Consider the following 25,724-nt stretch of genomic DNA (forward strand, 5'->3'; position numbering starts at 1 on the left):
CCATGCGCGCGCGCTTCATTCCTCCCATCGTTCTGCTCGTGCTGCTGGCCATCCTCCAGTGGCAGCTGTGGAACGGGCGCGGCAGCGTGCGCGACGTGGCGCAGCTGCAGGCCAAGCTGGCCTCGCAGAAGGAGTCGAACGCCAAGGCCGCCATCACCAACGAGCGGCTGGCCTCCGAGGTCAACGACCTCAAGGACGGCCTCGAGATGGTCGAGGAACGTGCCCGCCAGGAGCTGGGCATGGTCAAGCCCAACGAGGTCTTCGTCCAGATCGCCCACTGATCCACGCGGGCCGCTCTCGCCGAGCCCTCGGCGCGCCGTGCACGCCGCCCTGCCGATGCCCGAACTCCTCTCCGCCCCCGCCTTCGCGCTCTGGGGCTCTCCCGTCACCTGGCTCGAATGCGTGGCCGCCGTGCTGGCACTGGCCATGGTCGGCTGCAACATGCGCGAGATCCACTGGGGCTGGCCGCTGGCGATCGTCAGCTCGCTGCTCTACGTGGGCGTGTTCGCGCAGGCGAAGGTCTATGGCGACGCCTCGCTGCAGGTCTTCTTCGCCGTCGTCGCCTTCTGGGGCTGGCTGCAATGGCTGCGCGGCCACCGGGCCGACGGCTCGGCGCTGCGCGTGAGCCGCCTCTCGCGCCGCGGCCTCGCGCTCGCGCTGCTGGCCTGCGCGCTGGCCTGGCCCGCGGTCGCCCTCTTCCTGCGCCGCTTCACGGACACCGACGTGCCCTGGTGGGACGGCTTCGCCACCGGCCTGAGCCTGGTCGGCCAGTTCCTGCTCGGGCGCAAGTTCATCGAGAACTGGGTCGTGTGGCTGGCCGTCAACCTGGTCAGCATCGGCCTCTTCGTCCACAAGGGCCTGTGGCTCACGGTCGGGCTGTACGCCGTGTTCGCGGCGCTCAGCGTGGCCGGCTACCTGGCCTGGCGCCAGCGGCTGCCGAGGGCGGCCGCCGCATGACGCCCGTGCTGCCCACCGGCTGCATCGTCGCGCTGCTCGGCGCCGAGAGCACCGGCAAGACCGAGCTCGCGCGCGCCCTCGTGCAGCGCATGAACGAGCGCGGCATCCACGCCACCTTCGTCGGCGAGTACCTGCGCGAATGGTGCGAGCGCGAAGGCCGCACGCCGCGTGCCGACGAGCAGCAGGCCATCGCCGAGGAGCAGACCCGCCGCATCGATGCCGCGGCCGCGCTCGGCGTGGCGGTGGCCGACACCACGGCCGTCATGACCGCCGTCTACAGCGAGTTGCTGTTCGCCGACACCACCCTCTACCCCGATGCGCTCGCGGCCCAGCAGCGCTGCGCGATCACCCTGCTGACCGCGCTCGACCTGCCCTGGGTGGCCGACGAGATGCGCGACGGCCCGCATGTGCGCGAGCCGGTCGACGCGATGGTGCGCCGCGCGCTCGCCAGCGCGGGCGTGGCCTACACCGTGGTCCATGGCAGCGGCAGCGAACGGCTGGCCAGCGCCTGGCGCGCGATCCAGAGCGTGGCCGACCGCGGAGGCCTGTCGCGCGATGGCGGACGCGATGCCGTAGCGCCCGATCGCGGCGCCGCCACGGCGGGCGAAGGCTGGACCTGGTCCTGCGACAAGTGCTCCGATCCCGAGTGCGAGCACCGCCTGTTCACCGACCTGCTCGCGCGCCGCGAGTGAGGCCGCCGCGCCCGCGCGGTGCCCTCCGACATGGCGCCGACCGGCGCTGCGCCATCCTCTAAGCTTCGGCGTCCGTTGCCCGTTGCCGTTGTTCCCCCTCTTCCTCTTGCCTGGAGACCCGATGCCTCTTCGCCGCCGCTTCCGCACCGCCGCCCTCCTCGCCACCGCCCTCGCGGCCTCGGTGCTGGTCGGCGCCGCCGCCAGCGCGGCCCCGTTGCGCGCCACGGTCGAGAACGGCACCACGCCCACCGCCTGCGCCGAGGAGGACAACGTCTCGCTGGTGCTGCGCGGCGAAGGCATACGGCGGCTGCGCATCGAGGCGCTGCAGCCGTCCTACCTCGACAGCATCGGCAACGACGTCACCGCGCCCGACTTCTCGGGCTGCAACTTCGACGGCGGCGAGCATCCCACCGACCCCGCGCACCGCTTCGAGCCGCGCACCGTGGTGCTGCTCGACAACGCGCAGTGGCGCATCGTCGGCATGACGCTCGCGAGCTTCTGGCGGCCGCAACGCGTGCCGGTGCGCGTGGGCACCGTCAGCGACCGCGGCTTCCACCTGCTGCAGGTGTTCCGCAAGGAGAACGGCAAGGCGCTCGAGGCGCTGGTGCTCTATCCCTCCGACGGCTACTGGCGCATCAAGCCCCTGCCCGAGGCGCGCTTCGGCGACGGCGTCTACGGCTCCTCGTTCCTGCTCGGCCCGGTCGAGCAGGCCAGCCGGCCGGTGGTCGACATCGCCTCGATCCGCATCGTGCCGAAGCCGCTGTCGATCCACCTGCGCTTCGCGCGCGGCGGCAGCGCCGTCGCCAACGTCGAGGAGATCAGCCGCGAACGCACCGCGCTCGACGTGCGCTTCTCGGCCCCCACGCGCGAGGCCCGGCCCTTTGCCGTGCTGCGCTCGATGTACGTGACGCCCGACAACGCCGACGTCAGCGAGGTGCGCTGGCAGGCCGCGCCCGATGCGCCGCTGGTCGCAACGCCGCTGCCCGAGGTGAAGACGCTCAAGGGCACGCAGTTCCGCTTCGGGCGCAGCCTGCCGTCGAAGCACAACACGAGCGCGCCCGACATCTTCTTCGGGGGTTTCGACAGCAGCCTTCGCTAGCTAGCGACGCGCCGCGCCCGTCACCACCAGAGCGACACCGCTCATCACGAGCCCGATTCCCGTCAGCGTGAGCCAGGCCGGTACCTCCCCGAGGAACACCGCGCCGATCAGCACGGCCAGCGCGGGCGCGAGCGCACCGAAGATGGCGGCCCTGGGCGCACCCAATCGACGCACGGCCTCCGTGTAGAAATACATCCCGAGGATCGCCACCAGGATCCCTTGGGCGACCACCTGGAAGCCGACGGCCGATGGCGGCGCCGTGAAGATGTTCGGCGTGAACCCGAAGAAGTAGACCGGCGTGAACAGCACGGCGGAGCACACGTTGACGAGCGCCGTCGCATGCCAGGGGCTGATTCCCGAACGGCGCTGCGCGACGGTGAAGCTCGCGAAGCACAGGCCCGCGAGCAGGAACAGCAGGTCTCCTCGCCACTCTCCCGCGGCGCGATCGGCCAGCAGTGCATAGCCGCCGATGCACAGCACGCCGGCGACGACGACGGCCATCCCGCCCAGTTGCCGCCGCGTGAATCGCTCACCGAACAGCAGGCCCGACAGCACCGCCACCCAGATCGGCATCGTTCCGATCATGAGCGTGGCGACATGCGAGGCCGGTGCGAACTGCATGCCCACCGAACCCAGCAGCATGAAGGGCACGCCCGCGCCGAGGACCATGATCGACAGGCGAACCATGCCGATCTGCGCAACGCCCAACCCCTTCCGGGCGAGCACCGGCCACAGGAAAAGCGCCGAGACGCCGAAGCGCAGGAAGGTCACGTCGTGCGGCCCGAGGCTGGTGGTCACGGCAAACCGCGTGGCGACCGACCAGCTCGACCAGATCAGCGCCACCGCGAGGCCGCAGAACACGCCGACGACCAGCGATCGGCGCACCGCCCGCGCACCGGCCTCTTCCACGACTCCCATTTTCATGACGATCCCTGGTGCCTGGTTCAGGCCCGTGCCTTGTTGAAGTTGCAGAGAACTCTAAAGAGAATGGCGCTCGCAAGAAAACGACAAATAGAGAACGAACCGTTCAGGGAAGGCGATGTATGGAGTTCTCGGATCTGCAGATCTTCAGGACCGTGGTCCGCACCGGCGGGGTAGTGCGGGCGGCGGAAACCCTTCACCGCGCACAGTCGAGCGTGACCGCGCGCATCCAGGTGCTCGAAGAAAAACTGGGCGTGCAGCTGTTCCTGCGCGAAGGGCGCCGCCTCCAGCTTTCGCCCGCGGGCAAGATACTGGTCGGCTACGCGGACCGCATGCTCGATCTCGCGAAGGAAGCGGTCCAGGCGATCCAGTCCGATCGCCCCAGCGGCGTGCTGCGCCTGGGCGCGATGGAAAGCACGGCCGCTGCCCGCCTGCCGGAGCCGCTGGGTCGCTTCCACGATCGCTATCCGGACGTGGCCCTCGAGCTCTATTCGGGCGATCCGCGCGAGCTGATCAAGCAGGTCCTCCGTGCGGACCTCGACGCCGCCCTCATCACCGATCCGATCCCGGACCGCAGGCTGGAAACCCTCGCGATCTATGACGAGGAACTGGTGATCGTCGCCGAAGCAAAGCACGGCAGCATCGCATCGCCGAAGGACCTGTCGTCGAAGACGATCCTCGCCTTCCATCCCGGCTGCCCGCACCGCAAGCGGCTCGAGGACTGGTTCCTGCGCGGCCGCGTCACGCCGGGCCGGATCGTGGAGGCGGGCTCCTACCACCTGATCCTGGGCTGCGTCGCGGTCGGCATGGGCATCGCGCTGATTCCGCACAGCGTGCTCGACAGCTACGCCGAGCGCGACCGGCTCAGCGTCCATCCGCTGCCAGCGAAGTTCGGCCGTGCCAAGACGAGGCTGGTCTGGTTGCGCGACGCGCCCCAGACCAAGATCCTCGCGTTGTCTTCCGTGCTGCTGAAACGCGACGAGACGAAGAACGCCCCGTTGGACGACGCCTAGCCGGCGCGCCGCACCTCGCCCGGCGTCACGCCGAGCACGCGTCGCATGCAGCGCGCCATGTGGCTCTGGTGCGAGAAGCCGCTCTCCAGCGCCACCTGGCTCGCGGGCAGGTCGCTGCGCAGCAGCAGGCCGCGCGCGCGGTCGACGCGGCGGTGCACCACGTACTCGTGCACCGGCAGGCCGGTCGAGCGCTTGAACAGGGTCTTGAGGTGCGAGGTGCTGAGGCCCGCCACGTCGGCCAATGAGGACAGCGAAAGGTCGCCGTCGAGGTGGGCCTCGATGTGCTCGGTCACGCGGCGCAGTTGCGGCCGCGTGAGGCCGCGTGCGGGCACGGGCTCGGGGCGGCGCTGGCCGCTCAGCAGGTGCACGGCGAGCGCGGTGCCGAGGCTGTCGGCATACAGGGTGCCGTTGGCAAAGCCGGCGCGGCGTTCGGCGTCGAGGGCCCAGGCGATGTGCTCGATGTGGGCATCGCGGAACTGGTGGCGCTGCGCGAGCGTGGCGCGCTCGGCGGGCAGCCCCATCTCGTCGGCCGTGCGACGCAGCAGCGCGGTCGACACGCGCAGCATCAGCGAGGTGCTCGCGGCCTCCTCGTGCCACACGTCGCTCACGCCCGCGGGCACGATGTCGAGGTCGCCGCGCGTGTAGAGGAAGCGGTGGAACTGGCAGGCGCCGGCCACCGGCGCGCCCACGTGGAGCTTGATGCGGTGCTCGGGCAGCGGCTCGTAGCCGACGATGCCGGCGGGCGTCTGCCGCAGTTCGATGCGCAGGTCGGTGTCGCTCATCGGGCCATTATCGGCCGCGCGCCGTCGTCCGTTCGTGCTCGGGGCTGCCCGATCGTGCGCGACCGCGCGCGATGCGCGCGGAATCATCGCGGCCATGAACACCACTCTCCACCACGACAGCAACACCCGCTACCTCGGCAAGACCGCCGTCATCACGGGCGGCACCATCGGCATGGGCCTGGCCACGGCCCAGGCGCTGCTTGCGGGCGGCGCCCGCGTGATCCTGACCGGGCGCAATCCCAGGGACCTCGAGGCCGCACGACACGCGCTGGGCCCGCAGGCGCAGGTGCTCGCGAGCGACGCCGCCTCGCTGGCCGACATCGATGCGCTCGCGGCCACCGCGCGCGAGACGCTGGGCCACGTCGACCTGCTGCACATCAACGCCGGCATCGCCACGCTCGAGCCCTTCGAGCAGGTCACCGAGGCCGGCTACGACCGCGCCTTCGCGATCAACACCAAGGGCGCCTTCTTCACTGTGCAGAAGCTCGCGCCGCTGATGAAGCCCGGCGCATCCATCGTCTTCACCTCGTCGATCGCCGACGAGGGCGGCATGCACGGCATGGGCGTCTACAGCGCGACCAAGGCGGCGCTGCGCTCCTTCGCCTCGGGCTTCGCTGCCGAGCTGGTCGGGCGCGGCATCCGCATCAACGTGGTGAGCCCGGGCTTCATCGACACGCCCACGCTCGGCGTAGCCGATGCCACGCCCGCCGAGCGCGCGGAGTTCGTGCGCCTGGGCGACCAGATCACGCCGATGCGACGCCACGGCAGCGCCGAGGAGGTGGCGCGCGCGGTGCTGTTCCTGGCCTTCGACGCCACCTTCACCACCGGCGCGCGGCTCACGGTCGACGGCGGCCTGGGCCAGAACCTCAGCCCGGCGCACGACTGAATGCATCCCCGATCCATGCAGGAAGCAACCATGACCCCTACCGACGTCTCCCTCATCGGCCTCGGCCCGATGGGCATCGCGCTCGCGCGCGCCCTGCAGCGTGGCCACACGCTCACGCTGTGGAACCGCACCCCGAGCCGCGCCGAAGCGCTGCTCGGCCAGGGCACCGTGCTCGCCACCGATGCACGCGCGGCCGTCGCCGCCAGCCCCATCGTGCTGGTCTGCGTGGCCGACTACGCGGCCTGGCACGCGATCCTCGCGCAACCGGGCGTGGCCGAGACGCTGCGCGGCAAGGTGCTGGTGCAGCTGAGCACCGGCACGCCACAGGATGCGCGCGACGACTGGGCGCGACTCGATGGCGTGGCCTACCTCGACGGCGCGCTGCTCGCCACGCCCTCGCAGATCGGCCGGCCCGACACGCCGTTGTTCATCTCCGGCGAGGAGCGCGCGCTCGCGGCCTGCCGGCCGGTGCTCGAGGCCATCGCGGGCCACATCGCCTACCTGGGCGAGCCGATCGGCAACGCCGCCGCCTGGGACCTGGCCACGCTCTCGTGCATGTTTGGCGCGATGGCCGGCTTCTTCCACGGCGTGCGCATCTTCGAATCGGAACAGCTGCCGGTGCGGGACTTCGCACAAATGATCGGCACCATCTCGCCCGTGCTCGGCGAGATGATCCGCGCCGAGGGCGAGAGCATCCACGACCGGAGCTATGGCGAACCCGAGAGCTCGATGGCGACCTGCGCGGGCTCGGGCCGGCTGTTCGTGCGGCAGGCGCGCGAGGCGCGGCTCGACATGGGCTTTCCCGATTTCCTGATGGGCTGGTTCGACCGCGCGCTCGCGGCCGGCTATGCGAACGAGCGGCTCGCGGCGATGGTCAAGGTGCTGCGGCAGCCGGGCTGAGCGCCCGGCACCGACCTACTGCACCACCGGCGTGCCGGGAATCTGGTCGCCCGGCGGGCGGAAGATCTGCGCCGCATCGACCGCGTCGAAGCGGTACTGCTTGCCGCAGAAGTCGCAGCCCACCTCGATGTCGCCGCGCTCGGCGAGGATGCTCTCGGCTTCCTCGGCGCCGAGGCCGCGGATCATCTGCGCCACGCGCTCGCGGCCGCAGGTGCAGGCGAAGTGCGGGCCCAGCATGCCGCGCTGCGGCTCGAAGCGCAGCAGCTTCTCTTCCCAGAACAGGCGCCGCAGGATGGTCTCGACGTCGAGCGTGAGCAGCTCCTCGCGCGTGAGCGTCGAGGCCAGGATCGAGATCCGGTTGTAGTCCTCGTTGCGGCCGATCTGGTCCTCGTTCGCCTGGTCGCGGTCGGCCGGCGAGGTGCCCTCGAGGTTGCCCTCGCCCTTGACCGGCAGGCGCTGGATCAGCAGGCCCGCGGCCACCTTGTCGTCGGCCGCCAGCACCAGCGTGGTGTCGAGCTGCTCGCTCTGCAGCATGTAGTGCTGCAGCACCTCGCTGAGCTTGCCGAGCTTCTCGCCCTCGTCGCCGAACAGCGGCACCACGCCCTGGTAGGGCTGCTGGCCGGGCAGCTTGTCCTTGGGGTCGAGCGTGATCGCGCAGCGGCCCTTGTTGTTCACGTTGACCATGTCGGGCAGCCGCGCATCGGCCGGCAGCTCCCCGATGGTCTTGGCGGTGGCGCGCAGGCTCAGGTCGGGCTTGACCTCGGCCACGGCCACCTTCACCGGGCCGTCGCCGAAGATCTGCAGGATCAGCGCGCCGTTGAACTTGATGTTGGCCTGCATCAGCGTGGCCGCGGCCGTCATCTCGCCGAGCAGCTCGACCACCGGCGGCGGGTAGGCGCCGGTGGCGGTGTTGGAGGCGCGCCGCGCGAGGATCTCCTGCCAGGCGTCCGTCAGGCGCACGATCATGCCGCGCACCGGCAGGCCATCGAACAGGAATTTATGCAGCTCGCTCACAACGGGGTTCTTTCTTCGGGTGCCCTCGCGCGCAGGCTCAGGCGATCTTCTTCAGGCCGGCCGCAAAGCGGCGGGCGTTCTTGACGTAGTGCTCCGCACCCTGGCGCAGCTTGGCGGCGGCCGCTTCGTCGAGCGTGCGCACCACCTTGGCGGGCGATCCCAGGATCATCGAGTTGTCGGGGAATTCCGAGCCCTCGGTCACGAGCGCACCGGCGCCGACGATCGAGTTGCGGCCGATCTTCGCGTTATTCAAGACCACCGCCTGCATGCCGATCAGCGTGTTGTCGCCGATGGTGCAGCCGTGCAGCATGACCTGGTGGCCCACGGTGACGTTCTCGCCCACGGTCAGCGGGCAGCCGATGTCGCAATGGAGCACCGACAGGTCCTGGATGTTGCTGTTGCGCCCGATGGTCATGGCCTCGGTGTCGCCGCGCAGCACGGCGCCGAACCAGACGTTCGCGTTCTCGGCCAGCGTCACGCGCCCCATCACCTCGGCGCTGTCGGCGACCCAGGCGCCGTCGCCGAGTTGCGGCGCCACGCCGTCGAGTTCATAGAGGGCCATCGTGGGAGTCTCCGGAAAGGGAAAGAGGGGTGAAACCTAGAATTGTAGGGATGCACCCCCGATTGAGCGCCCTGGCCGCGCTGCGCCTCACCGACCCCGAAGAGAAAGTGGCGGCAACCCGCGCGCTGGCAGCGCATATCGCTAGCGAAACCATAGCAGACGACCCCGTGCGCGTGCCCGGCGACGAGCTCGGCGTGCCGGGCCGGCCCGAGCGCCCGCTGCGCGTGTCGGCCATGGCGGTGGGCAAGCGCTCGCCGTTCAACACCGAGGGCCGCGCGGCACTGGTCCATTCGATCTGCCACATCGAGTTCAACGCCATCAACCTCGCGCTCGACGCCGCCTGGCGCTACGACGGCATGCCCGCGCGCTACTACCAGGACTGGCTGCGCGTGGCCGACGAGGAGGCGCAGCACTTCACGCTGCTGCATGCGCACCTGCAGACCATGGGCTGGCGCTATGGCGACTTCACGGGCCACGACGGCCTGTGGAGCATGTGCGAGAAGACGCGCGACGACGTGCTCGCGCGCATGGCGCTGGTGCCGCGCACGCTCGAGGCGCGCGGGCTCGACGCCACGCCGCTGATCCAGGCCAAGCTCAAGCGCGTGAACACGCCCGATGCGCTGCGCGCGGTCGAGATCCTCGACATCATCCTGCGCGACGAGGTGGGCCACGTGGCGATCGGCAACCACTGGTACCGCTGGCTCTGCGAGCGCGCGGGCATCGACGCCGAGGCCGCCTACCCCGAGCTCGTGGCGCGCTACGAGGCGCCGCGGCTCAAGCCGCCGTTCAACCTCGAGGCGCGCACGCGCGCGGGCTTCAGCGACGAGGAGCTGAAGGCGCTGGGCGGCGGCAGCGCCGCCTAGGAGTCAATCCGGCTTCTTCATCACCACCAGCTTGGGCGAGAAGTGCTGCAGCACCTCGCCACGCTGGTTGCGCGTCTCGCAGCGCACGCGGACCATCGCGCGGCCCGGCTTGGAACGCGAGGGCACGATCTCGACGATCTCGCTGACCACGTGCAGCACGTCGCCGGGCCGCGTGGGCTGCGGCCAGCGGATCTCGTCGCCGCCCGAACCGATGATGCCGTCGGCCAGCGGGATGCCGCTGTCGACCAGCAGGCGCATGGTGACGGCCGCCGTGTGCCAGCCGCTCGCGGCCAGGCCACCGAAGAAGGTGCGCTTGGCGGCCTCCTCGTCGGTGTGGAAGGGCTGCGGGTCGAACTGCAGCGCGAAGGCCTTGATCTTCTCGGCGTCGAGCGCGTACTTGCCGCTGGTGAAGCGGTCGCCCACGGCGAGGTCGTCGAGGTAGAGCTTGGCGCGGGGGGTGGTGTCGGTCATGGTGCGTTCCTCCTTCGCTGATGGCACGGCGGCATTGTCGCCACCGTGCCGCATCGTGTCGCGCCGGCGCTCAGACGCGCTCGAGGATGGTCGCGATGCCCTGCCCGCCGCCAATGCACTGCGTGGCCAGCGCATAGCGGCCGTTCTCGCGCGCCAGCAGCGAGGCCGCCTTGCCCGTGATGCGCGCGCCGGTCGCGCCCAGCGGATGGCCGATCGACAGGCCGCCGCCATCGAGGTTGACCGTGGCCGGGTCGAGCCCGAGGTCGCGGATGCAGGCCAGCGCCTGCGAGGAGAAGGCCTCGTTGATCTCGACCACGTCGAGGTCGGCCACCGTCAGGCCCGCGCGCGCCAGCGCCTTGCGCGTGGCGGGAATCGGGCCGATGCCCATGATGGCCGGGTCGACGCCCACGGTGGCGAAGGACCTGATGCGCGCCAGCGCCTTCAGGCCATGGCGCGCGGCGAAGGCATCGCTGGTCACCAGCACCGCGGCCGCGCCGTCGGTCAGCGGCGACGAGGTGCCGGCCGTCACCACGCCATCGGGACGGAAGGCCGGCTTGAGGTTGGCCAGTGCCTCGGCCGAGGTGGTGGGACGGATGCAGCCGTCGGCCTCGACCAGTTCGCCCGAGGCCAGGCGCACCGGCACGATCTCGCCGGCCAGGCGGCCCTGCTCGCGCGCGGCCGCGGCCTTGCGGTGCGACTCCACCGCCAGCGCCTCCTGGTCGGCGCGGCTCACGTTCCAGCGCTGCGCCACGTTCTCGGCGGTCTCGCCCATCGAGATGTAGGCATCGGTGTCGGCCAGCAGCTCCGGGCTCGGCGAGAAGTTGAAGCCGCCCTGCGGCACCATGCTCATCGACTCGACGCCCACGCAGAGGAAGGCCTCGCCCATGCCGGCCTCGATCTGCGCGGCCGCGATGTGCACCGCCTGCATCGACGAGCCGCAGAAGCGGTTGACGGTCATGCCGCCCACCTCGTGCGGCAGGCCAGCCAGCAGGCCGACGATGCGCGCGAGGTTGTTGCCCTGCGAGGCCTCGGGATAGGCGCAGCCCAGGACGATGTCCTCGAGCAGCGCGGGATCGAGGTCGGTGCGCTGCAGCAGGCCCCGGACCACGCCGGCGGCCAGCGTGTCGGGACGCACCTCGGCCAGCGCGCCCTTCTTCGCGAAATGGAACGGCGAACGGGCATAGGCGGAAATGACGGCTTTCATGATGTGCTCCTAAAAACTACCATCCAATCGGTAGGCTGACAGGTCAAAAAAGAGGCACGCGGGGCGTGCCTTCGGGTGGATGCCGGGGCGTCAGACGGGCAGCGAACTCCTCAGTTGCGCGACCGCGTCGTCGAAATCCTCCACGCGGCCGGTCATGCGCGCCGCGATCAGCGCGCCCTGGCAGACCGCGAACACATAGGCCGCGAGCGCCGCGGGGCCCGCGCCGCCGGCGCCCTGGGCCCGCTCGGACACCAGCGCGCCGAGCACGCCGGTCAGCCACAGCACCTGCATCTGGCGCAGCTCCTGCACCGTGCGGCGCAGCTCGTCGTTGATGCAGTCCCAGCCCGGGGCCAGCGCGCCCGCGGGACAGACCGCCGAGCCGGCGCGCAGGCCGTTGCGGTACATGCGGAAATAGGCGTCGAGCGACTCGCGCGGCGTGCGGGCCTTGGCCTCGTCCCAGCGGCGGAAGCCCTGGATCGCGTCGCGCAGCACGGCCACGCCCAGCGCCTCCTTGGACGGGAAGTGGTGGTAGAGGCTGGCCTTGCGCACGCCGACCGCGTCGGCCACGTCCTGGAAGCTGAAGCCCAGGTAGGAGCGCGTGGCGATGAGCTCGCGCGCCGCGCCCAGGATCTGGTCGCGCGTGCTGCCGGTGGCGAGGGCTGCTGAGGAAACGCTGCTCATGGCTACCTACTATAAGGTAGGGAAATCGGAGTGGCTATCGCGCGGGCGACAAGCCCGCGCGGCCGGTGGGGTTCTCAGTCGGCCTTGATGCCGGCCGCCTTCACGATCCTGCCATTGCTCTCGAACTCGCTGGCGATCTCTTTCGCGAAGTCGGCCGCGGGGCCGCCCGTGGGCACGTTGTCGGTGGCCGTGAGCTTGGCGCGCAGCTCGGGGCTGGCCAGCGCCTTGTTGATCTCGGCGTTGTAGCGCGCGAGCAGCGCCGGCGGCGTGGCGGCCGGCGCGAACACGCCGAACAGCGAGTTGATGTTGGCCGCCTTGTAGCCCAGCTCGCCCAGCGTGGGCACCTGCGGCAGGCTCTCGAGCCGCGCCGGCGCGCCCACCGCGAGCGGGCGCAGCTTGCCCGACTGGATGTGCGCGCCCAGCGTGGGGCTGGCGTTGGTCGAGAGGATCTCGAACTGCCCGCCCAGCGCATCGTTGAGCTGCTGGCCGCCGCCCTTGTAGGGCACGTGCGTGATGTCGACGTTGGCCGCCGAGCGCAGCTGCTCGAGCACGATGTGGCCGAGCGAGGCCGGCCCCGAGGTGGCCCAGCGCACCGCGCCCGGATGGGCCCTGGCGTCGTCGAGCAGCGCGCGGAAGTCCTTCGCCTTGCTCGCGGGCGTGGCGATCAGCAGCACCGGCGAATACATCACGCTGGCCACCGGCGCCACGTCCTTCAGCGGATCGAAGGGCAGCTTGCCCAGGTGCGGGCTCAGCACCAGCGGGCTGATGGCCGAGAAGCCCAGGGTCGCGCCATCGGGCGCGGCCTTGGCCACCGCGTCCATGCCGATCGCGCCGCTGGCGCCCGCGCGGTTCTCGACCACCACCGTGGTGCCGAGCTGCGCCGCGAGCCGGTCGCCGAGCGCGCGCGCGACCACGTCGCTGACGCCGCCGGCCGGATAGGCGACGATCAGCCGCAGGGTCTTGGGCACGGCCGGGGTCTGGGCCGCCGCGGTGCCGCAGAGGAAGGCGCCGGCCGCGGCCAGCGAGGCAAGCACCGCGGTGCGGCGCGTCGGGAAGAAGAAGGAATGCATCGGATTCGTCATGGCCCTCGAGTCTGCCTCCATCAATCGAGCTGCAGCTTGCGCTCGCGGATCAGCTTCGACCATTTCTCGTTGTCGGCCTTCACGAAGGCCGCGAACTCGGTCGGGCCCAGCGAATGGACCTCGGCGCCCGCCGCAGCGAACTTGGCGCGGACCGCCGGCTGCGCGAGCGCCTTGGCGAGTTCGCCCGACAGGCGGTCCACCACCTCCTTGGGCATGCCCGCCGGTCCCACCAGGCCCTGGAAGCCCACCGACTCCATGCCCGCGAGGCCCAGCTCCTTCACGGTCGGCACGTCGGGCAGCTGCGGATCGCGCTGCGGCCCGGTCACGGCCAGCGCCTTGAGCTTGCCGCCCTTCACCTGCGGCAGCAGCACGCTGCCCGCGTCGATCAGGATCTGCGTCTGCCCGCCGATCAGGTCCTGCACCGCGGGCGCGCTGCCCTTGTAGGGCACGTGCGTCATGTCCAGGCCCGTGACCTGGTTCATCAGCTCGCCGTTGAGGTGCGTCGAGGTGCCGTTGCCGCCCGAGGCGAAGTTGACCTTGCCGGGCTGGCCCTTGGCCCAGGCCACGAAGGCCTTGAGGTCCTTGGCCGGATGGTCGGGCCGCGTCACCGCGATGTAGCTGCCCTGGCTGATCTGGCCGACGTAGGTGAACTGCTTGATGGGGTCGTAGGGCGGCTTGCTCTGCAGGTACGGCGCGATCGCGAACGGCCCGGTGTTGGCCAGCAGCAGCGTGTAGCCGTCGGCCGGCTGGCGCGTGAGCTCGGTGGCCGCGATCATGCCGCTCGCGCCGGGCTTGTAGTCGACCACCAGCTGCTGCTTGAGCGCCTCCTGCAGCGGCACCTGCACCGTGCGCGCCGCGAAGTCGATGCCGCCGCCGGGCGGATAGCCGACGATCAGGCGGATGGGCTTGGCCGAGGGGTAGCCCTGAGCCAGGGCGGGGCCGATGGTGGCGGCGGTCGCGGCCAGCGCGAGGCCGGCGAGGAAGACGCGGTGGATCCTCATGTCGATGTCTCTCGTGTTCGGAAGCCGCCGATTCTGCGGCAAGCCGCGAGCGACCCGGGATTCGCCGCGCCCCGCCTGCTCAGGCTGTGTCCTGCGCGATCGCGCCGCCGATGAAGTTGCGCCCGCGCGCGCCGCTCAGCGCCTGCAGCAGCATCCGCCGCGCCTCGTCCTCGCCCACGCCGTAGTCGGCGAAGCGGGTCTTCACGCCCAGCGATTCGATGAAGGCCGCGAGCCGGCGCGGCGCCTCCGCGAGCGGCAGGCCCAGCGCCTGCGCCAGCACCGCGTCGCGGTCGGCGCGCCGGCCGATCGCGCGCTCGAGCACCAGCGGCAGCGGGAACGAGCAGGCGATGCCGTGCGGCAGGCCGTAGCGCAGCGTCATCTCGTAGGAGATCGAGTGCGCCAGCGCGGTCTTGGTGTTGGAGAAGGCCATGCCCGCCTTCAGCGCGGCCAGCGCCATGCGCCCGCGCAGCGCCACGTCGTCGAGCCGCCCCATCAGCTGCGGCAGCACCTCGAGCGTGTCGCGCACCGCGGCCACCGCGAAGGTGTCCGACACCGGGTTGGCATTCACGTTCCAGATCGACTCGAGCGCATGCGAGAGCGCATCGAGCCCGCTCTGCAGCGTGACCGCCGCGGGCAGCGACAGCATCAGCTCGGGATCGATCAGCGCATGGCGCGGCCAGGTCTGCGCCAGGTGCAGCGAATACTTGCGCTGCCGGCCGCGGTCCCAGATCGTGGCCCAGGGCGTGACCTCGCTGCCGGTGCCCGCGGTGGTCGGCACGGCGATCAGCATCTTGGCGTGCACCGGCACGAAGGCCCGCTCGCCGGCCAGGCCGGCCACCAGGTCGTCGAAGCATGCGCCCTCGCCCGCCACCATCAGCGCCTTCGCGGTGTCGATGGCGCTGCCGCCGCCGACCGCCACGATCGCCTCCACCTGCGGATGCGCGCGCCAGAACTGCGCGTAGGTCGCGGCGAGCTCGGCCACGTCGGGGTTGGGCCGCACGTTGTCGATCACGCAGGCCAGCGCATCGCCGAGCACCGCCTCGAGCCGGCCCAGCAGGCCGATCGCGCGGGCCTCCTGGAAGGTCACCAGCGCGGCGCGGCGGCCCGCGAGCAGCTTCGGCAGGGACGACAGGGCCGCGGCCCCGTACGTGCTCTGCACGGGGTTGAAGTAGTGGAAGGTCATGGTCGGGGTCGGTCGTCGGCGCGCGGCCTCAGGAACGGCTGCCCTGCTGGATCCAGGCGCGCAGCCGGGTCGAGAGGTAGTCGGCGGTCATCACCATGACCACGATGACCAGGATGCAGGTCGCCGTGTCCTGGTACTGGAACAGCTTCATGCTGCCCACCAGCTCGAAGCCGATGCCGCCCGCGCCCACCATGCCCAGCACGGTGGCCTGGCGCAGGTTGGTCTCGAAGCGGTAGACGATGACGCCGATCCATGCCGTCACGACCTGCGGGATCACGCCGAAGACGATGGTCTGGATCGGGCCCGCGCCCGTGGAGCGCAGCGCCTCGATCGGCCCCTGGTCGATCTCCTCGATCGACTCGGCGAAGAACTTGCCGAGCATGCCCGCGCCATGCAGCGCCAGCGCCAGCACGCCCGGAAAGGGCCCGAGGCCGACGGCCGCCACGAAGATCAGCGCGAGGATGATCTCGTTGATGCCGCGCGTGATGTTGAGCACCTGCCGCATCGCATGGAACACCGCCGGGTTCGGCGAGATGTTGCGCGCCGCGAAGAAGCACAGCGGCACCGCGAGCACCACCGCCAGCAGCGTGCCCCAGAGCGCGATCTGCACCGTCTCGATGGCGGGCTTCACCAGCTTGCCCATGAACTCCCAGTTGGGCGGCAGCATGCGGCCGAGGAAGTCGGCGATCCAGGGCATGCCCTTGGCGAGTTCGCCGAAGCTCACCTGCGCGCCGATCGCGGCCCACCAGAGCACGCCGAGCCCGGCCGCCGCGGCGACCAGGTACTTCCACCAGCCGGGGTTGCCGCCGCTGCGGGCGATCAACAGGTTGTAGCGTCCGATCGCGATCATGGCTGCTCCAGGGCGAGTTGCTGGACCGGCGGCAGCGCCGGCGCGTGCGCCGCGGCCACGGCCGCGTCTTCCTTCGGTTCCCCGGGGTCGGGCTCGAGGCCGCCCGGATAGATGCGCTGCAGCACCTCGTCCGTGAGCTCATCGGGCCGGCCCTCGAACACCACGCGACCGCCCGCCACGCCGATCACGCGCTGCGCGAACTCGCGCGCGTAGTCGACCTGGTGCAGGTTGCAGATCACGGTGATGCCGTCCTCGCGGCTGGCCTGCCGCAGGTAGTTCAGCACCTTGCGCGAGGTCTTCGGATCGAGGCTGGCCACCGGCTCGTCGGCCAGGATCACCTTGGGCCGTTGCGCCAGCGCCCGCGCGATGCCCACGCGCTGCTTCTGGCCGCCCGAGAGCGTGTCGGTGCGCAGGTCGGCCTTGTGGTCGAGCTCGACGCGGCGCAGGCATTCGCGCGCGATCGCGATGTCGCGCGCCGGAAAGACCTGGAACCACGAGGCCAGCGCCGGCATCGAGCCCAGGCGCCCGGTCAGCACGTTCTTCAGCACCGACAGGCGCGGCACCACGTTGTAGTGCTGGAAGATCATCGCCACGTCGCGGCGCACGCGGCGCAGCCCCGCGCGATCGCGCCGCACGGGCGCGCCGTCCACCCGTACCTCGCCCTGCGTGGGCTCGGCGAGCTGGTTGATGCAGCGAAGCAGGGTGGACTTGCCGGCGCCCGAGGCACCGAGGATGACGACGAACTCGCCCTTGCCGACCGCGAGGTCGACCTGGTGGAGCGCGGTGAAGTCGCCGTAGCGCTTGCAAAGGCCGCGGATCTCGATCATTTCATCTTCCCCAGGTCGAGCTTCAGGATCTTGGCCGTGTCGCGGATCACGTTGTAGGCCGCGTCGTTGGTGGGGTGGAAGCCGTTGAGCAGGCCCTGGTCGGACCAGGGGATGTCCTTCACCTGCAGGAAGGCCGCCTGCACGCGCTGCTTGAGATCGGCACCGAGGTCCTTGCGCCAGACCGTGGGCGACTCGGGGATCGGCTCCGAGCGCCAGACCTCGACCAGGTCCTCGCGCTTGACCAGCCCCTTCGCCACCGCGGCGTCGAGGATGCGGTCGGCGATGGCGGCCGCGTCGACCTTGCGGTTCTGCACCGCGATCGCGCTCGAGTCGTGCGAGCCCGAGAAGATCACGCGGCCGAAGTCCTTGTCGGGATCGAAGCCGGCCTTCATCAGCCCGGCCTTGGGGAACAGGTGGCCCGAGGTGGAGCTGGGGTCGACGAAGGCGAAGGTGCGGCCCTTCAAGTCCTTCACGCTCTTGATGCCGCTGTCCTTGTGGGCCACCACCTGGCTGTAATAGAAGGTGCGGCCGGCCTTCTTGGTCTCGGCGACCGCGAAGGCCTCGATGTCGGCCACCGTGGTGCCCAGCACGTACGAGAACGGGCCGAGGTAGGCCACGTCGAGCCGCTTCGAGCGCAGCGCCTCGATCACGCCGTTGTAGTCGGCCGCCACGAAGGGCTTGACCGGCATGCCGAGGCCCTGGGCCAGCATGTCCATCATGCGCTGGCTGTTGGCGATCATCGCGCGCGAATCCTCGGAAGGAATCAGCCCGACCGTGAGCGCCTGCTGCGCCCTCGCCGGTGGAAGGAAGGCCGCGCCCACGCCGGCGGCAGCTCCGAACAGCAAGCTTCTGCGTTTCATCATCTGTGTCTCCAGTCTTCTGCGGTTCCGGTCCCCCGCACCGCCGTCATGGCGGCCCGGGGATTCGTGGCATTCCGGTCGTCTTTTGGGTGCCGACCTGGAGCGCCTGGCGGCGAGTACATCACCGGCCCATACATCGATCCAATTCAAATTTTTTCGTCGATGTATTCAATGAATCTATAGTCGAATACATCGAGAATTTCGCTTTTTCCGGAGCCGCCGCATGCGCCTGACCCAGCTTCGTTCCTTCTTCGCGGTGGCCCGCGAAGGCAGCTTCACGCGCGCCGCCGAGAGCCTGCACGTGAGCCAGCCCACCATCACGACGCAGGTGCGCTTTCTCGAGGAGGCCTACAAGGTCGAGCTGTTCCACCGCCGCGGCCGGCGCGTGCAGCTCACGGTGATGGGCGAGCAGCTGATGCAGCTCGCGCAGCAGATCTTCAGCCTCGAGGCCGACGCCGTGAACCTGCTGGGCGACGCGGGCGAGCTGCGCACCGGCCACCTGCGCGTGGCGGCCGTGGGGCCCTATCACGTGACGAAGATGCTGGTCGACTTCAACCAGCGCTATCCCGGCATCAAGGTGACGGTGAGCACCGGCAACTCGCAGGACGTGCTGAACCAGCTGCTCGACTACAGCGCCGACGTGGGCGTGCTCGCGCAGATGGTGCGCGACGAGCGCTTCCTCTCGGTGCCCTTCATGAAGCAGCCGGTGGTGGTCTTCGTACCCTCCTCGCACCGCTTCGCGCGCCGCCGCGCGATCCGGCTGGCCGAGCTCGAGGGCGAGCGGCTGATCATGCGCGAGCAGGGCTCGACCACGCGCAAGGCGCTCGAGCTCGCGCTCGACAAGGCGCGCATCCGGACCGACGTGGTGATGGAGATCGGCAGCCGCGAGGTGATCCGCGAAGCCGTGCTGCAGGGCCTGGGCATCGCCGCGGTGTCGGAGGTCGAGTACGTGCCCGCGCCCGACCTGCATCGCGTGGCGATCAGCGACACCGAGATCTTCACCTCGGCCCATGCGCTGTGCCTGGCCGAGCGGCGCGACATGCGCATGGTCAGCGCCTTCTTCGACACCCTCTCGCCCGCGCTCTCCGCCGCGCCCGAGGGCCGGCGGCGCAGGAGCCACTGAGCGCGGGGCTCAGCCACGCGGGTGGTGCTGCGCGTGCAGCTGCTTGAGCCGCTCGCGCGCCACGTGGGTGTAGATGGTGGTGGTCGAGATGTCGGCATGGCCCAGCAGCATCTGCACCGCGCGCAGGTCGGCGCCGTGGTTCAGCAGGTGGGTCGCGAAGGCATGGCGCAGCGTGTGCGGCGACAGCGGCACGTGGATACCGGCCGCGGCCGCCTGCTTCTTCACGATGACCCAGAACATCACGCGCGTCATGCCCGCGCCGCGCGCGGTCACGAACAGGTCGGGCGTCTGCTGGCCGTCGAGGATCACGGGGCGCGACTCCTCGATGTAGCGCTCGATCCAGCGCCGCGCCTCGCCGCCGAAGGGCACGAGCCGCTCCTTGCTGCCCTTGCCGAGCACGCGCAGCACGCCGTCGTTGAGGCTGATGTCGATCACCTTGAGCGACACCAGCTCGCTCACGCGCAGCCCGCTCGCATACATCAGCTCGAGCATCGCGCGGTCGCGCAGGCCCAGCGGCGTGTCGACGTCGGGCGCGCCGAGCAGGTCGTCGACCTGCTTCTCCGACAGCAGCTTGATCGCGCGCGGCATCTGGCGCGCCGGCATCAGCCGCAGGCTGGGGTCGGCCACGATGCGGCGCTCGCGCAGCGCCCAGCGGTAGTAGCGCTTGAACACCGTGAGCCGCCGGTTGGCCGAGGTCGCCTTGCCCTTGGCCGACAGCCGCACGCCCATGTAGGCCTGCAGGTCGGCCTCCTGCGCCGCGCCGAGCTTCATGCCGCCGCGCTGCTGGTCGAGCCAGTGCGCGAACAGCGCGAGGTCGCGCCGGTAGGCGGCGAGCGTGTTCTTCGACAGGCCGTCCTCGAGCCAGAGGGCGTCGATGAACTCGTCGATGTCGGGGGTGGGTGCGGCGGCGGCCTCGGTCATGGATGGCACAAGATAGCAAAAAAAAGGCCGCTCCCCCGCGACGAGGAACGGCCCTTCTTGCGGATGGCGCGGAATCAGTCGAGCTTGAGCTTCTGCTTGGCCACGACTTCCTTGTAGACCTCGTACTCGGCCTTGATCTGGGCCGAGAACTGCTCGGGCGTGTTGGCCACGATCAGCGAGCCGGTGTCCTCGATGCGCTTCTTCACGGCCGGGTCTTCCACTGCCTTCTTCACGCCGGCGCTGATCTTGTCGACCACTTCCTTCGGCAGGCCCTTCGGGCCCAGGATGCCGTAGTAGGCCATGCGGTTCACCGGTTCGAGGCCGACTTCCTTGAAGGTCGGCACGTTCGGCAGCGCGGCCAGGCGCTGCGGCGCCGAGACCACGATCGGGATCAGGCGGCCGCTCTGGATGAAGGGCATGGCCGAGGGGATGTTGTCGAACATGATCGGCACCTGGCCGGCCACCACGTCGTTGAGCGCCGGGCCCGCGCCGCGGTAGGGGATGTGCGTGACGAAGGTGTTGGTGAGGCTCTTGTAGAGCTCCATCAGCAGGTGGCCGATGCCGCCCGTGCCCGACGAGGCGTACGAGTACTTGCCGGGGTTCTTCTTGAGCTCGGCCACGAACTCGGCGTAGTTCTTCGCCGGGAAGCTCGGGTTGACCGCGATGATGTTCGGCGTGGCCGCGATGTTGATGATCGGCGTGAAGTCGTTGATCGGGTCGTACGGCGTCTTCGGGTTGATGGCCGGGTTGGCCGCGGTGCTCGACACCGTGGCCACGCCGAGCTTGTAGCCGTCGGGCGCCGAGCGCGCCGTCTCGGCCGCGCCCACGATGCCGCCGCCGCCGGCCCGGTTGATCACCACCACCGGCTGGCCCAGCACCTTGCCCAGCGGATCGGCCACCACGCGCGCCACGATGTCCGTCGTACCGCCCGGGGCGAAGGGAACGCTCAGTTCGACCGGCTTGTTGGGATAGCCCTGGGCGAAGGCCGGGCCCGCGACCGCGACCAGCGCGGCGGCACCGACGAAGGCACTCCATTGACGACGTTGCATCGATTACTCCTTGAACGATGGGGACGAAAATTGCGAAAGCAGCGATGCTAGCGGCTCGTTGCTTCGACCCGGGCTGTGGAATACCCATGGTTTGGGCGGTTTATGCTCGACGCGGTGAACTACGCGCAGCTGCTTTTCCCCGACTTCTCCCTGATCGCCATCGGCTGGCTCCTGTGCCGCTACACCGCGCTGGACCGCAAGGTCTGGGACCAGGTCGAGAGCCTCGTTTACTACTTTCTTTTTCCTACGCTGCTGTTCCATTCGATCGTGCGCAGCCCGCTCGATTTCGGTGCGACCTCGAGCCTGCTGATGGCGGGCGTGGGCGTGAGCCTGTGCGGCGTGGCGCTGGCCTATGCCCTGCCCTGGCTGCCGGGCATCGGCTCGCACCTCGACCGGCGCGACCATGCGGCGAGCGTGCAGGTCGCGTTCCGCTTCAACTCCTTCATCTGCCTCGCGATGGCCGAGCGGCTCGCGGGACCCGAGGGCCTGCTGCTGATCGCGGTGCTGATCGGGGTGTGCGTTCCGATGATGAACATCGCGGCGGTGTGGCCGATGACGCGGCATGCGCAGACCGGGTTCGCGCGGCAGCTGGTGCGCAATCCGCTGATCGTGGCGACAGTGGCGGGGTTGCTGGCGAACGTGCTGGGGTTCACGGTGCCTGGCTGGCTCACGCCGACCTTGTCGCGGATCGGAGCGGCTTCGTTGGCGCTCGGGTTGCTGGCTGCGGGGGCGGGGATGCAGTTCGCTACGTTGGGACGGGGGAAGGTGCTGGCCGCTTCGGTGCTTTCCATTCGGCACTTCATCTTGCCGCTGGTGGCCTGGGGGCTGGCGCGGTGGTTGCGGCTGGATGCGGCGCAGGCTTCGGTGTTGATGGCTTTTTCTGCGGTTCCTACGGCTTCGAGTGCGTATGTGTTGGCGCAGAGGATGGGGTACAACGGGGCGTTTGTGGCGGGGTTGGTGACTATGTCTACGGTGTTGGGGGTGGTTAGTTTGCCGTTTGCTTTGGCGCTGCCTCGTTGAATCCTTCCAGCGCTGTCTGCTTGATTTTTTTGTTGGTCCTGCTGAGGCTGTTGGCCGGGTCTCGCCCCGGCGGGCGACTTACTTTTCTTGTCTCGCCAAGAAAAGTAAGCAAAAGAAGGCGACCCCGCTGTCTGTGTCCCTCCGCTTCGCTACGGGCAACCTGCGGTGCTCGGAGAAAGCGGGGGTCCGCAGAACTCGCTTCGCTCAAACAGCTGCGGCCCTTATCCCGCTTTCTCCTGCGCTCCTCGGCACAGCCAGAGGGGACTAGGGTCAACGCGCCATGGCGCGTCCTTGTGTGGTGAGTGCGCATGCATAGGCCTTGGATCTTTCACTGAGGCCGAGCGAAGCGACGGCCCGACCCACCCCCTCTGGCTGCGCCGAGGAGCGCAGCGTTTCGCGGATAAGGGCTCGCAGCTGTTTGAGCGAAGCGATTTCTGCGAGACCCCGCGAAACGCGAGCACCGCAGGTTGCCCGTAGCGAAGCGGAGGGTCGCAGACAGTGGGGTCGCCTTTTCTTTGCCTACTTTCTTTTGGCGAAGCAAAAGAAAGTAGGTCCGCCGCCGGGCGGAATTCCCGGCTCCTGCCTCAAAAAAAGCAAACCGCTATTTAGAGGAAGAAGCCCCCAACGCCCACTCCACATGCTCCCGAACCAGGGCACTGGACCCATCCTTCCGAGAAACCAGCGCCTCAAGAGCACCCTCTTCACCAGCCCTCAAAGCATTCCCCAGCGCCACAGCAATGTTCCGCAACCACCGCTCATGCCCAATCCGCCGAATAGGACTCCCCTCCGTCCTCCGCCAGAACTCCTCCTCGGTCCAGGCAAACAACTCGGCCAAGGTACGCCCCGTCAACCCTTCCCTCGCATCGAAGTCCACCAACGAACTCTTCTTCGCGAACTTGTTCCACGGACAGATCAGCTGGCAGTCGTCGCAGCCATAGATCCGGTTCCCCATCAACGTCCGCAGCTCGACCGGAATCGCCCCCCCGTGCTCGATCGTGAGGTAGGAGATGCATCGCCGCGCATCGAGCCGCCGCGGCGCCACGATCGCCTGCGTCGGGCACACGTCGATGCAGGCGCTGCAGCTGCCGCAGTGCGAGCTCACCGGCTCGCTCTCGGGCAGGACCATGTCGACGTAGATCTCGCCGAGAAAGAACATCGAGCCCGCGTTGCGATCGAGCACCAGCGTGTGCTTGCCGCGCCAGCCCTGCCCGCTGCGCGAGGCCAGCTCGGCCTCGAGCACCGGCGCCGAATCGGTGAAGGCGCGGTGCCCGAAAGGCCCGACCTCCTGCGCGATGCGCTCGGCCAGTTTCGCGAGCCGGTTGCGCAGCACCTTGTGGTAGTCGCGGCCGCGCGCATACACCGAGACGATCGCCTCGCCGGGCCGGCGCAGGCGGTCGAACTCGATCGCCTGCCAGTCGGGATCGGTGTCGCGCGGCAGGTAGTCCATGCGCGCGGTGATCACGCTCACGGTGCCGGGCACCAGCTCGGCGGGCCGCGCGCGCCGCGTGCCGTGCGCGGCCATGTAATCCATCTCGCCATGGAACCCATGGGCCAGCCATTGCATCAGACCGTCCTCGGCGCTCGACAGATCGACGCCCGCGATTCCGATTTGGGAGAATCCGAGTTCCCGGGCCAAGGCCTGAATACGCACAACGAGTGGATGGCTGCTGACGATCACTTGCCGATTGTAGAAATGCGCTGGCGCGACGAGGCCGACACCGAGGCCTTCGCTCGCTCGCTCGCGGCCTCCCCCGCCCTGCGCGATGCCTTCGTCGAACTGCACGGCGACCTCGGGGCCGGCAAGACCACCTTCGTGCGGCACCTGCTGCGCGCGCTCGGCATCACCGGGCGCATCAAGAGCCCGACCTACGCGGTGGTCGAGCCGCACGAGGCGCCCGACGGCCTCGCGATCTTCCACTTCGACTTCTACCGCTTCAGCGATCCGCGCGAATGGGAGGACGCGGGCTTCCGCGACATCTTCGCGGGCCCGGGTCTCAAGCTGGCGGAATGGCCCGAAAACGCGGCGGGGCGCACTCCAATTGCGGACCTAGCTATTAAAATCGAAGCAATGACCGACGACACACGCAGCGTGACACTCCTGGCGAACACACCTCGCGGCGGCGACCTGCTGTCCCACGCCGCCGCATGAAGGCGGGCGGCCTCAAGCGGCGCGTGCTGCTGCAGGGCGGCAGCCTCGCGCTGGTGCTCGGCGTCCATCAGATCGCGCGCGGCGCCAGCATCCTCGCGGTGCGCGTCTGGCCCGCGGCCGACTACACGCGCGTGACCATCGAGTCCGACATCCGCCTGCATTCGCAGCAGCTCGTGGTCGGCAACCCGCCGCGGCTCGCGGTCGACATCGAGGGCATCGACCTCAGCAACGAACTGCGCGAGCTGGTCGGCAAGATCAAGCCCGGCGACCCCTACATCAACGGCCTGCGCGTGGGACAGAACGCACCGAAGGTGGTGCGCATCGTGTTCGACCTCAAGCAGACCGTGGCGCCGCAGGTGTTCTCGCTGGCGCCCGTGGCCGCCTACAAGCACCGGCTGGTGCTCGACCTCTATCCCGAGAAGGCCATCGACCCGATGGAGGCGTTGATCACCGAGCGCCTGCGCGACGCCCCGCGCACCAGCGGCGGCAACGACACCTCGGTGGCCAGCGCACCCGCGGTGCCGCCGCCCGCGACGCCGCCCTCGGGCCTGGCACCCGACGGCGGGCCGCCGATCCTGGTGCGGCCCTCGCCCAACGTGCCGGCACCGCGGCCCGTCCCCACGCCGGTCGCGCCGCCCGCGCGCCCGCCCGCGGTGGCGACCGCGCCGGCGCCCGATCCGCTGGGCGAGCTGATGGCGCAGCAGTCGATGCGGCCCGGCCCCGCGACGCCGCCGCCGGTGGTGGCCGAGAACCGCCCGCTGCCGATGCCGCCGAGCCCGCCCGCGGCCGCGCCCCGCCCCGTGGCTCCGCCGCCGCCGGTGGCGGTCGCGCGCGGCGGCGCCACCACCAGCCGCACCGACCGCATCATCATCGTCGCGCTCGATCCCGGCCATGGCGGCGAGGACCCCGGCGCCATCGGCCCGGCCGGCACGCGCGAAAAAGACATCGTGTTGCAGGTCGCGTTCCGCCTGCGCGACCGCATCAACGCCAGCAGCATCAACGGCAACCCGATGCGCGCCTTCCTCACGCGCGATGCCGACTTCTTCGTGCCGCTGGGCGTGCGCGTGCAGAAGGCGCGGCGCGTGCAGGCCGACCTGTTCGTGAGCATCCATGCCGACGCCTTCACCACGCCGGCCGCGCGCGGCGCCAGCGTGTTCGCGCTGAGCCAGAGCGGCGCCTCGAGCAGCGCTGCGCGCTGGCTCGCCAACAAGGAGAACGACGCCGACAAGGTCGGCGGCGTGAACGTCGGCAACCACGAGGCGCAGGTGCAGCGCGCGCTGCTCGACATGAGCACCACGGCGCAGATCAACGACAGCCTCAAGCTCGGCGGCGCGATGCTTGGCGAGATCAAGGGCATCGGCGCGCGGCTGCACAAGGGCCAGGTCGAGCAGGCCGGCTTCGCGGTGCTGAAGGCGCCCGACATCCCGAGCGTGCTGGTCGAGACCGCCTTCATCAGCAATCCCGAGGAAGAAGCCAACCTGCGCCGCGTGCAGTACCAGGAAGACCTGGCCGATGCGCTGATGCGCGGCATCCAGCGCTATTTCGCGCAGAACCCGCCGCTGGCGCGCAGCCGGCAGCTCTGAGCGGTCTGCGGACCCTGTTTTCAGAGGGCGG

General features: G+C 69.9%; 28 protein-coding genes. 12 read left to right on the plus strand and 16 right to left on the minus strand.

From position 1 onward, the window contains the following. The first annotated feature begins 2 nt into the window (after positions 1–2). From ftsB to R0232_RS22780, 4 genes are all read left to right on the plus strand, one after another. On the plus strand, positions 3–281 hold the full coding sequence (gene ftsB, locus R0232_RS22765) for a cell division protein FtsB (protein WP_093354631.1): 279 nt from the start codon (positions 3–5) through the stop codon (positions 279–281). A gap of 55 nt (positions 282–336) precedes the next feature. Next, positions 337–957: a nicotinamide riboside transporter PnuC gene (gene pnuC / locus R0232_RS22770; protein WP_431509503.1), complete on the plus strand. Its 621-nt coding sequence runs from the start codon at positions 337–339 to the stop codon at positions 955–957. After that, positions 954–1,649 (plus strand): AAA family ATPase, encoded by a 696-nt coding sequence (locus R0232_RS22775; RefSeq protein ID WP_296801693.1) that lies wholly within the window; start codon positions 954–956, stop codon positions 1,647–1,649. The genes pnuC and R0232_RS22775 overlap by 4 nt, the downstream gene beginning before the upstream one ends. Positions 1,650–1,770: 121 nt before the next feature. Continuing rightward, positions 1,771–2,748, plus strand: a complete 978-nt coding sequence (locus tag R0232_RS22780; RefSeq protein WP_431509504.1) for a hypothetical protein — start codon at positions 1,771–1,773, stop codon at positions 2,746–2,748. Here R0232_RS22780 and R0232_RS22785 read toward each other — a convergent pair whose 3' ends face one another. Then, complete coding sequence (locus R0232_RS22785; protein WP_431509505.1) at positions 2,749–3,657, minus strand: DMT family transporter; 909 nt, start codon at positions 3,655–3,657, stop codon at positions 2,749–2,751. It lies immediately after the preceding gene. Positions 3,658–3,791: 134 nt separating this feature from the next. Between R0232_RS22785 and R0232_RS22790 the strand changes: the two genes are divergently transcribed. Next, positions 3,792–4,682 (plus strand): LysR substrate-binding domain-containing protein, encoded by an 891-nt coding sequence (locus R0232_RS22790; protein ID WP_431509506.1) that lies wholly within the window; start codon positions 3,792–3,794, stop codon positions 4,680–4,682. On the opposite strand, the gene R0232_RS22795 is transcribed toward R0232_RS22790, so the two are convergent. Further along, on the minus strand, positions 4,679–5,464 hold the full coding sequence (locus R0232_RS22795; RefSeq protein ID WP_431509507.1) for a helix-turn-helix domain-containing protein: 786 nt from the start codon (positions 5,462–5,464) through the stop codon (positions 4,679–4,681). The genes R0232_RS22790 and R0232_RS22795 overlap by 4 nt on opposite strands. A gap of 94 nt (positions 5,465–5,558) precedes the next feature. Here R0232_RS22795 and R0232_RS22800 point away from each other — a divergent pair, with 94 nt between their 5' ends. Both R0232_RS22800 and R0232_RS22805 read left to right on the plus strand, forming a co-directional pair. Beyond that, positions 5,559–6,350, plus strand: coding sequence for an SDR family oxidoreductase (locus R0232_RS22800; protein ID WP_431509508.1), 792 nt, complete (start codon positions 5,559–5,561; stop codon positions 6,348–6,350). 30 nt (positions 6,351–6,380) lie between these two features. Further along, positions 6,381–7,250, plus strand: coding sequence for an NAD(P)-dependent oxidoreductase (locus R0232_RS22805; protein ID WP_431509509.1), 870 nt, complete (start codon positions 6,381–6,383; stop codon positions 7,248–7,250). A 15-nt stretch (positions 7,251–7,265) separates the two neighbouring features. Here R0232_RS22805 and R0232_RS22810 read toward each other — a convergent pair whose 3' ends face one another. Together R0232_RS22810 and R0232_RS22815 are read right to left on the minus strand one after the other, a co-directional pair. Then, positions 7,266–8,264, minus strand: coding sequence for an Hsp33 family molecular chaperone HslO (locus R0232_RS22810; RefSeq protein WP_057595926.1), 999 nt, complete (start codon positions 8,262–8,264; stop codon positions 7,266–7,268). A 37-nt stretch (positions 8,265–8,301) separates the two neighbouring features. Continuing rightward, positions 8,302–8,826, minus strand: coding sequence for a gamma carbonic anhydrase family protein (locus tag R0232_RS22815; RefSeq protein WP_057595925.1), 525 nt, complete (start codon positions 8,824–8,826; stop codon positions 8,302–8,304). 50 nt (positions 8,827–8,876) lie between these two features. Between R0232_RS22815 and R0232_RS22820 the strand changes: the two genes are divergently transcribed. Further along, positions 8,877–9,689: a ferritin-like domain-containing protein gene (locus R0232_RS22820; RefSeq protein WP_431509510.1), complete on the plus strand. Its 813-nt coding sequence runs from the start codon at positions 8,877–8,879 to the stop codon at positions 9,687–9,689. A 3-nt stretch (positions 9,690–9,692) separates the two neighbouring features. Here the strand turns inward: R0232_RS22820 and R0232_RS22825 are convergent, their stop codons facing one another. The 9 genes from R0232_RS22825 to phnD all read right to left on the minus strand — a co-directional run bounded on the left by R0232_RS22825 (position 9,693) and on the right by phnD (position 17,848). Further along, complete coding sequence (locus tag R0232_RS22825; protein WP_431509511.1) at positions 9,693–10,160, minus strand: MaoC family dehydratase; 468 nt, start codon at positions 10,158–10,160, stop codon at positions 9,693–9,695. A 70-nt stretch (positions 10,161–10,230) separates the two neighbouring features. After that, positions 10,231–11,364, minus strand: coding sequence for a thiolase family protein (locus R0232_RS22830; RefSeq protein WP_296799282.1), 1,134 nt, complete (start codon positions 11,362–11,364; stop codon positions 10,231–10,233). A 90-nt stretch (positions 11,365–11,454) separates the two neighbouring features. Then, positions 11,455–12,045 (minus strand): TetR/AcrR family transcriptional regulator, encoded by a 591-nt coding sequence (locus R0232_RS22835; protein ID WP_093354606.1) that lies wholly within the window; start codon positions 12,043–12,045, stop codon positions 11,455–11,457. 74 nt (positions 12,046–12,119) lie between these two features. Then, positions 12,120–13,127, minus strand: a complete 1,008-nt coding sequence (locus tag R0232_RS22840; RefSeq protein ID WP_172705653.1) for a Bug family tripartite tricarboxylate transporter substrate binding protein — start codon at positions 13,125–13,127, stop codon at positions 12,120–12,122. A gap of 20 nt (positions 13,128–13,147) precedes the next feature. Next, complete coding sequence (locus tag R0232_RS22845; protein ID WP_431509512.1) at positions 13,148–14,128, minus strand: Bug family tripartite tricarboxylate transporter substrate binding protein; 981 nt, start codon at positions 14,126–14,128, stop codon at positions 13,148–13,150. A 79-nt stretch (positions 14,129–14,207) separates the two neighbouring features. Next, complete coding sequence (psrA, locus tag R0232_RS22850) at positions 14,208–15,311, minus strand: iron-containing alcohol dehydrogenase PsrA (protein ID WP_431509513.1); 1,104 nt, start codon at positions 15,309–15,311, stop codon at positions 14,208–14,210. A 28-nt stretch (positions 15,312–15,339) separates the two neighbouring features. Further along, positions 15,340–16,161 (minus strand): phosphonate ABC transporter, permease protein PhnE, encoded by an 822-nt coding sequence (gene phnE / locus R0232_RS22855; protein WP_143129334.1) that lies wholly within the window; start codon positions 16,159–16,161, stop codon positions 15,340–15,342. Further along, entirely contained in the window at positions 16,158–16,988 is an 831-nt protein-coding gene (gene phnC / locus R0232_RS22860) for a phosphonate ABC transporter ATP-binding protein (RefSeq protein WP_431509514.1), read from the minus strand. Before phnC ends, phnE begins: the two co-directional genes overlap by 4 nt. After that, positions 16,985–17,848, minus strand: a complete 864-nt coding sequence (gene phnD, locus R0232_RS22865) for a phosphonate ABC transporter substrate-binding protein (RefSeq protein ID WP_208513311.1) — start codon at positions 17,846–17,848, stop codon at positions 16,985–16,987. The genes phnC and phnD overlap by 4 nt, the downstream gene beginning before the upstream one ends. A 223-nt stretch (positions 17,849–18,071) precedes the next feature. On the opposite strand from phnD, the gene R0232_RS22870 reads away from it, so the two are divergent. After that, on the plus strand, positions 18,072–18,971 hold the full coding sequence (locus R0232_RS22870) for a LysR substrate-binding domain-containing protein (protein WP_208513310.1): 900 nt from the start codon (positions 18,072–18,074) through the stop codon (positions 18,969–18,971). A gap of 9 nt (positions 18,972–18,980) precedes the next feature. On the opposite strand, the gene xerD is transcribed toward R0232_RS22870, so the two are convergent. Together xerD and R0232_RS22880 are read right to left on the minus strand one after the other, a co-directional pair. Continuing rightward, positions 18,981–19,892, minus strand: a complete 912-nt coding sequence (xerD, locus tag R0232_RS22875; protein ID WP_057595917.1) for a site-specific tyrosine recombinase XerD — start codon at positions 19,890–19,892, stop codon at positions 18,981–18,983. A 74-nt stretch (positions 19,893–19,966) separates the two neighbouring features. Then, complete coding sequence (locus tag R0232_RS22880) at positions 19,967–20,941, minus strand: tripartite tricarboxylate transporter substrate binding protein BugE (RefSeq protein WP_209543370.1); 975 nt, start codon at positions 20,939–20,941, stop codon at positions 19,967–19,969. Positions 20,942–21,043: 102 nt separating this feature from the next. Here R0232_RS22880 and R0232_RS22885 point away from each other — a divergent pair, with 102 nt between their 5' ends. After that, a complete protein-coding gene (locus R0232_RS22885) occupies positions 21,044–21,961 on the plus strand; it encodes an AEC family transporter (protein ID WP_208513309.1) in 918 nt (305 codons plus the stop codon). A gap of 601 nt (positions 21,962–22,562) precedes the next feature. Here the strand turns inward: R0232_RS22885 and queG are convergent. Next, on the minus strand, positions 22,563–23,636 hold the full coding sequence (queG, locus tag R0232_RS22890; protein ID WP_431512925.1) for a tRNA epoxyqueuosine(34) reductase QueG: 1,074 nt from the start codon (positions 23,634–23,636) through the stop codon (positions 22,563–22,565). On the opposite strand from queG, the gene tsaE reads away from it, so the two are divergent. Both tsaE and R0232_RS22900 read left to right on the plus strand, forming a co-directional pair. Further along, positions 23,622–24,110: a tRNA (adenosine(37)-N6)-threonylcarbamoyltransferase complex ATPase subunit type 1 TsaE gene (gene tsaE / locus R0232_RS22895; RefSeq protein WP_057597919.1), complete on the plus strand. Its 489-nt coding sequence runs from the start codon at positions 23,622–23,624 to the stop codon at positions 24,108–24,110. The genes queG and tsaE overlap by 15 nt on opposite strands. Continuing rightward, entirely contained in the window at positions 24,107–25,693 is a 1,587-nt protein-coding gene (locus R0232_RS22900; RefSeq protein ID WP_431509515.1) for an N-acetylmuramoyl-L-alanine amidase, read from the plus strand. Before tsaE ends, R0232_RS22900 begins: the two co-directional genes overlap by 4 nt. Positions 25,694–25,724 lie beyond the last annotated feature (31 nt).

It is taken from the genome of Variovorax sp. DAIF25 (assembly GCF_050711835.1).
Taxonomy (GTDB): Bacteria; Pseudomonadota; Gammaproteobacteria; order Burkholderiales; family Burkholderiaceae_C; genus Variovorax.

Excerpts from the sequence above, each read along its gene's own strand:
- R0232_RS22835 (WP_093354606.1), bottom strand. The coding sequence starts at position 12,045 with ATGAGCAGCGTTTCCTCAGCAGCCCTCGCCACCGGCAGCACGCGCGAC.
- R0232_RS22885 (WP_208513309.1), top strand. The coding sequence starts at position 21,044 with ATGCTCGACGCGGTGAACTACGCGCAGCTGCTTTTCCCCGACTTCTCC.
- R0232_RS22820 (WP_431509510.1), top strand. The coding sequence starts at position 8,877 with ATGCACCCCCGATTGAGCGCCCTGGCCGCGCTGCGCCTCACCGACCCC.
- R0232_RS22805 (WP_431509509.1), top strand. The coding sequence starts at position 6,381 with ATGACCCCTACCGACGTCTCCCTCATCGGCCTCGGCCCGATGGGCATC.
- R0232_RS22775 (WP_296801693.1), top strand. The coding sequence starts at position 954 with ATGACGCCCGTGCTGCCCACCGGCTGCATCGTCGCGCTGCTCGGCGCC.
- R0232_RS22870 (WP_208513310.1), top strand. The coding sequence starts at position 18,072 with ATGCGCCTGACCCAGCTTCGTTCCTTCTTCGCGGTGGCCCGCGAAGGC.
- R0232_RS22840 (WP_172705653.1), bottom strand. The coding sequence starts at position 13,127 with ATGACGAATCCGATGCATTCCTTCTTCTTCCCGACGCGCCGCACCGCG.
- pnuC (WP_431509503.1), top strand. The coding sequence starts at position 337 with ATGCCCGAACTCCTCTCCGCCCCCGCCTTCGCGCTCTGGGGCTCTCCC.
- phnE (WP_143129334.1), bottom strand. The coding sequence starts at position 16,161 with ATGATCGCGATCGGACGCTACAACCTGTTGATCGCCCGCAGCGGCGGC.
- R0232_RS22880 (WP_209543370.1), bottom strand. The coding sequence starts at position 20,941 with ATGCAACGTCGTCAATGGAGTGCCTTCGTCGGTGCCGCCGCGCTGGTC.
- R0232_RS22830 (WP_296799282.1), bottom strand. The coding sequence starts at position 11,364 with ATGAAAGCCGTCATTTCCGCCTATGCCCGTTCGCCGTTCCATTTCGCG.
- R0232_RS22845 (WP_431509512.1), bottom strand. The coding sequence starts at position 14,128 with ATGAGGATCCACCGCGTCTTCCTCGCCGGCCTCGCGCTGGCCGCGACC.
- R0232_RS22800 (WP_431509508.1), top strand. The coding sequence starts at position 5,559 with ATGAACACCACTCTCCACCACGACAGCAACACCCGCTACCTCGGCAAG.
- R0232_RS22825 (WP_431509511.1), bottom strand. The coding sequence starts at position 10,160 with ATGACCGACACCACCCCCCGCGCCAAGCTCTACCTCGACGACCTCGCC.
- phnC (WP_431509514.1), bottom strand. The coding sequence starts at position 16,988 with ATGATCGAGATCCGCGGCCTTTGCAAGCGCTACGGCGACTTCACCGCG.
- tsaE (WP_057597919.1), top strand. The coding sequence starts at position 23,622 with ATGGCTGCTGACGATCACTTGCCGATTGTAGAAATGCGCTGGCGCGAC.
- R0232_RS22815 (WP_057595925.1), bottom strand. The coding sequence starts at position 8,826 with ATGGCCCTCTATGAACTCGACGGCGTGGCGCCGCAACTCGGCGACGGC.
- R0232_RS22790 (WP_431509506.1), top strand. The coding sequence starts at position 3,792 with ATGGAGTTCTCGGATCTGCAGATCTTCAGGACCGTGGTCCGCACCGGC.
- R0232_RS22780 (WP_431509504.1), top strand. The coding sequence starts at position 1,771 with ATGCCTCTTCGCCGCCGCTTCCGCACCGCCGCCCTCCTCGCCACCGCC.
- xerD (WP_057595917.1), bottom strand. The coding sequence starts at position 19,892 with ATGACCGAGGCCGCCGCCGCACCCACCCCCGACATCGACGAGTTCATC.
- ftsB (WP_093354631.1), top strand. The coding sequence starts at position 3 with ATGCGCGCGCGCTTCATTCCTCCCATCGTTCTGCTCGTGCTGCTGGCC.
- psrA (WP_431509513.1), bottom strand. The coding sequence starts at position 15,311 with ATGACCTTCCACTACTTCAACCCCGTGCAGAGCACGTACGGGGCCGCG.
- R0232_RS22900 (WP_431509515.1), top strand. The coding sequence starts at position 24,107 with ATGAAGGCGGGCGGCCTCAAGCGGCGCGTGCTGCTGCAGGGCGGCAGC.
- R0232_RS22795 (WP_431509507.1), bottom strand. The coding sequence starts at position 5,464 with ATGAGCGACACCGACCTGCGCATCGAACTGCGGCAGACGCCCGCCGGC.
- phnD (WP_208513311.1), bottom strand. The coding sequence starts at position 17,848 with ATGAAACGCAGAAGCTTGCTGTTCGGAGCTGCCGCCGGCGTGGGCGCG.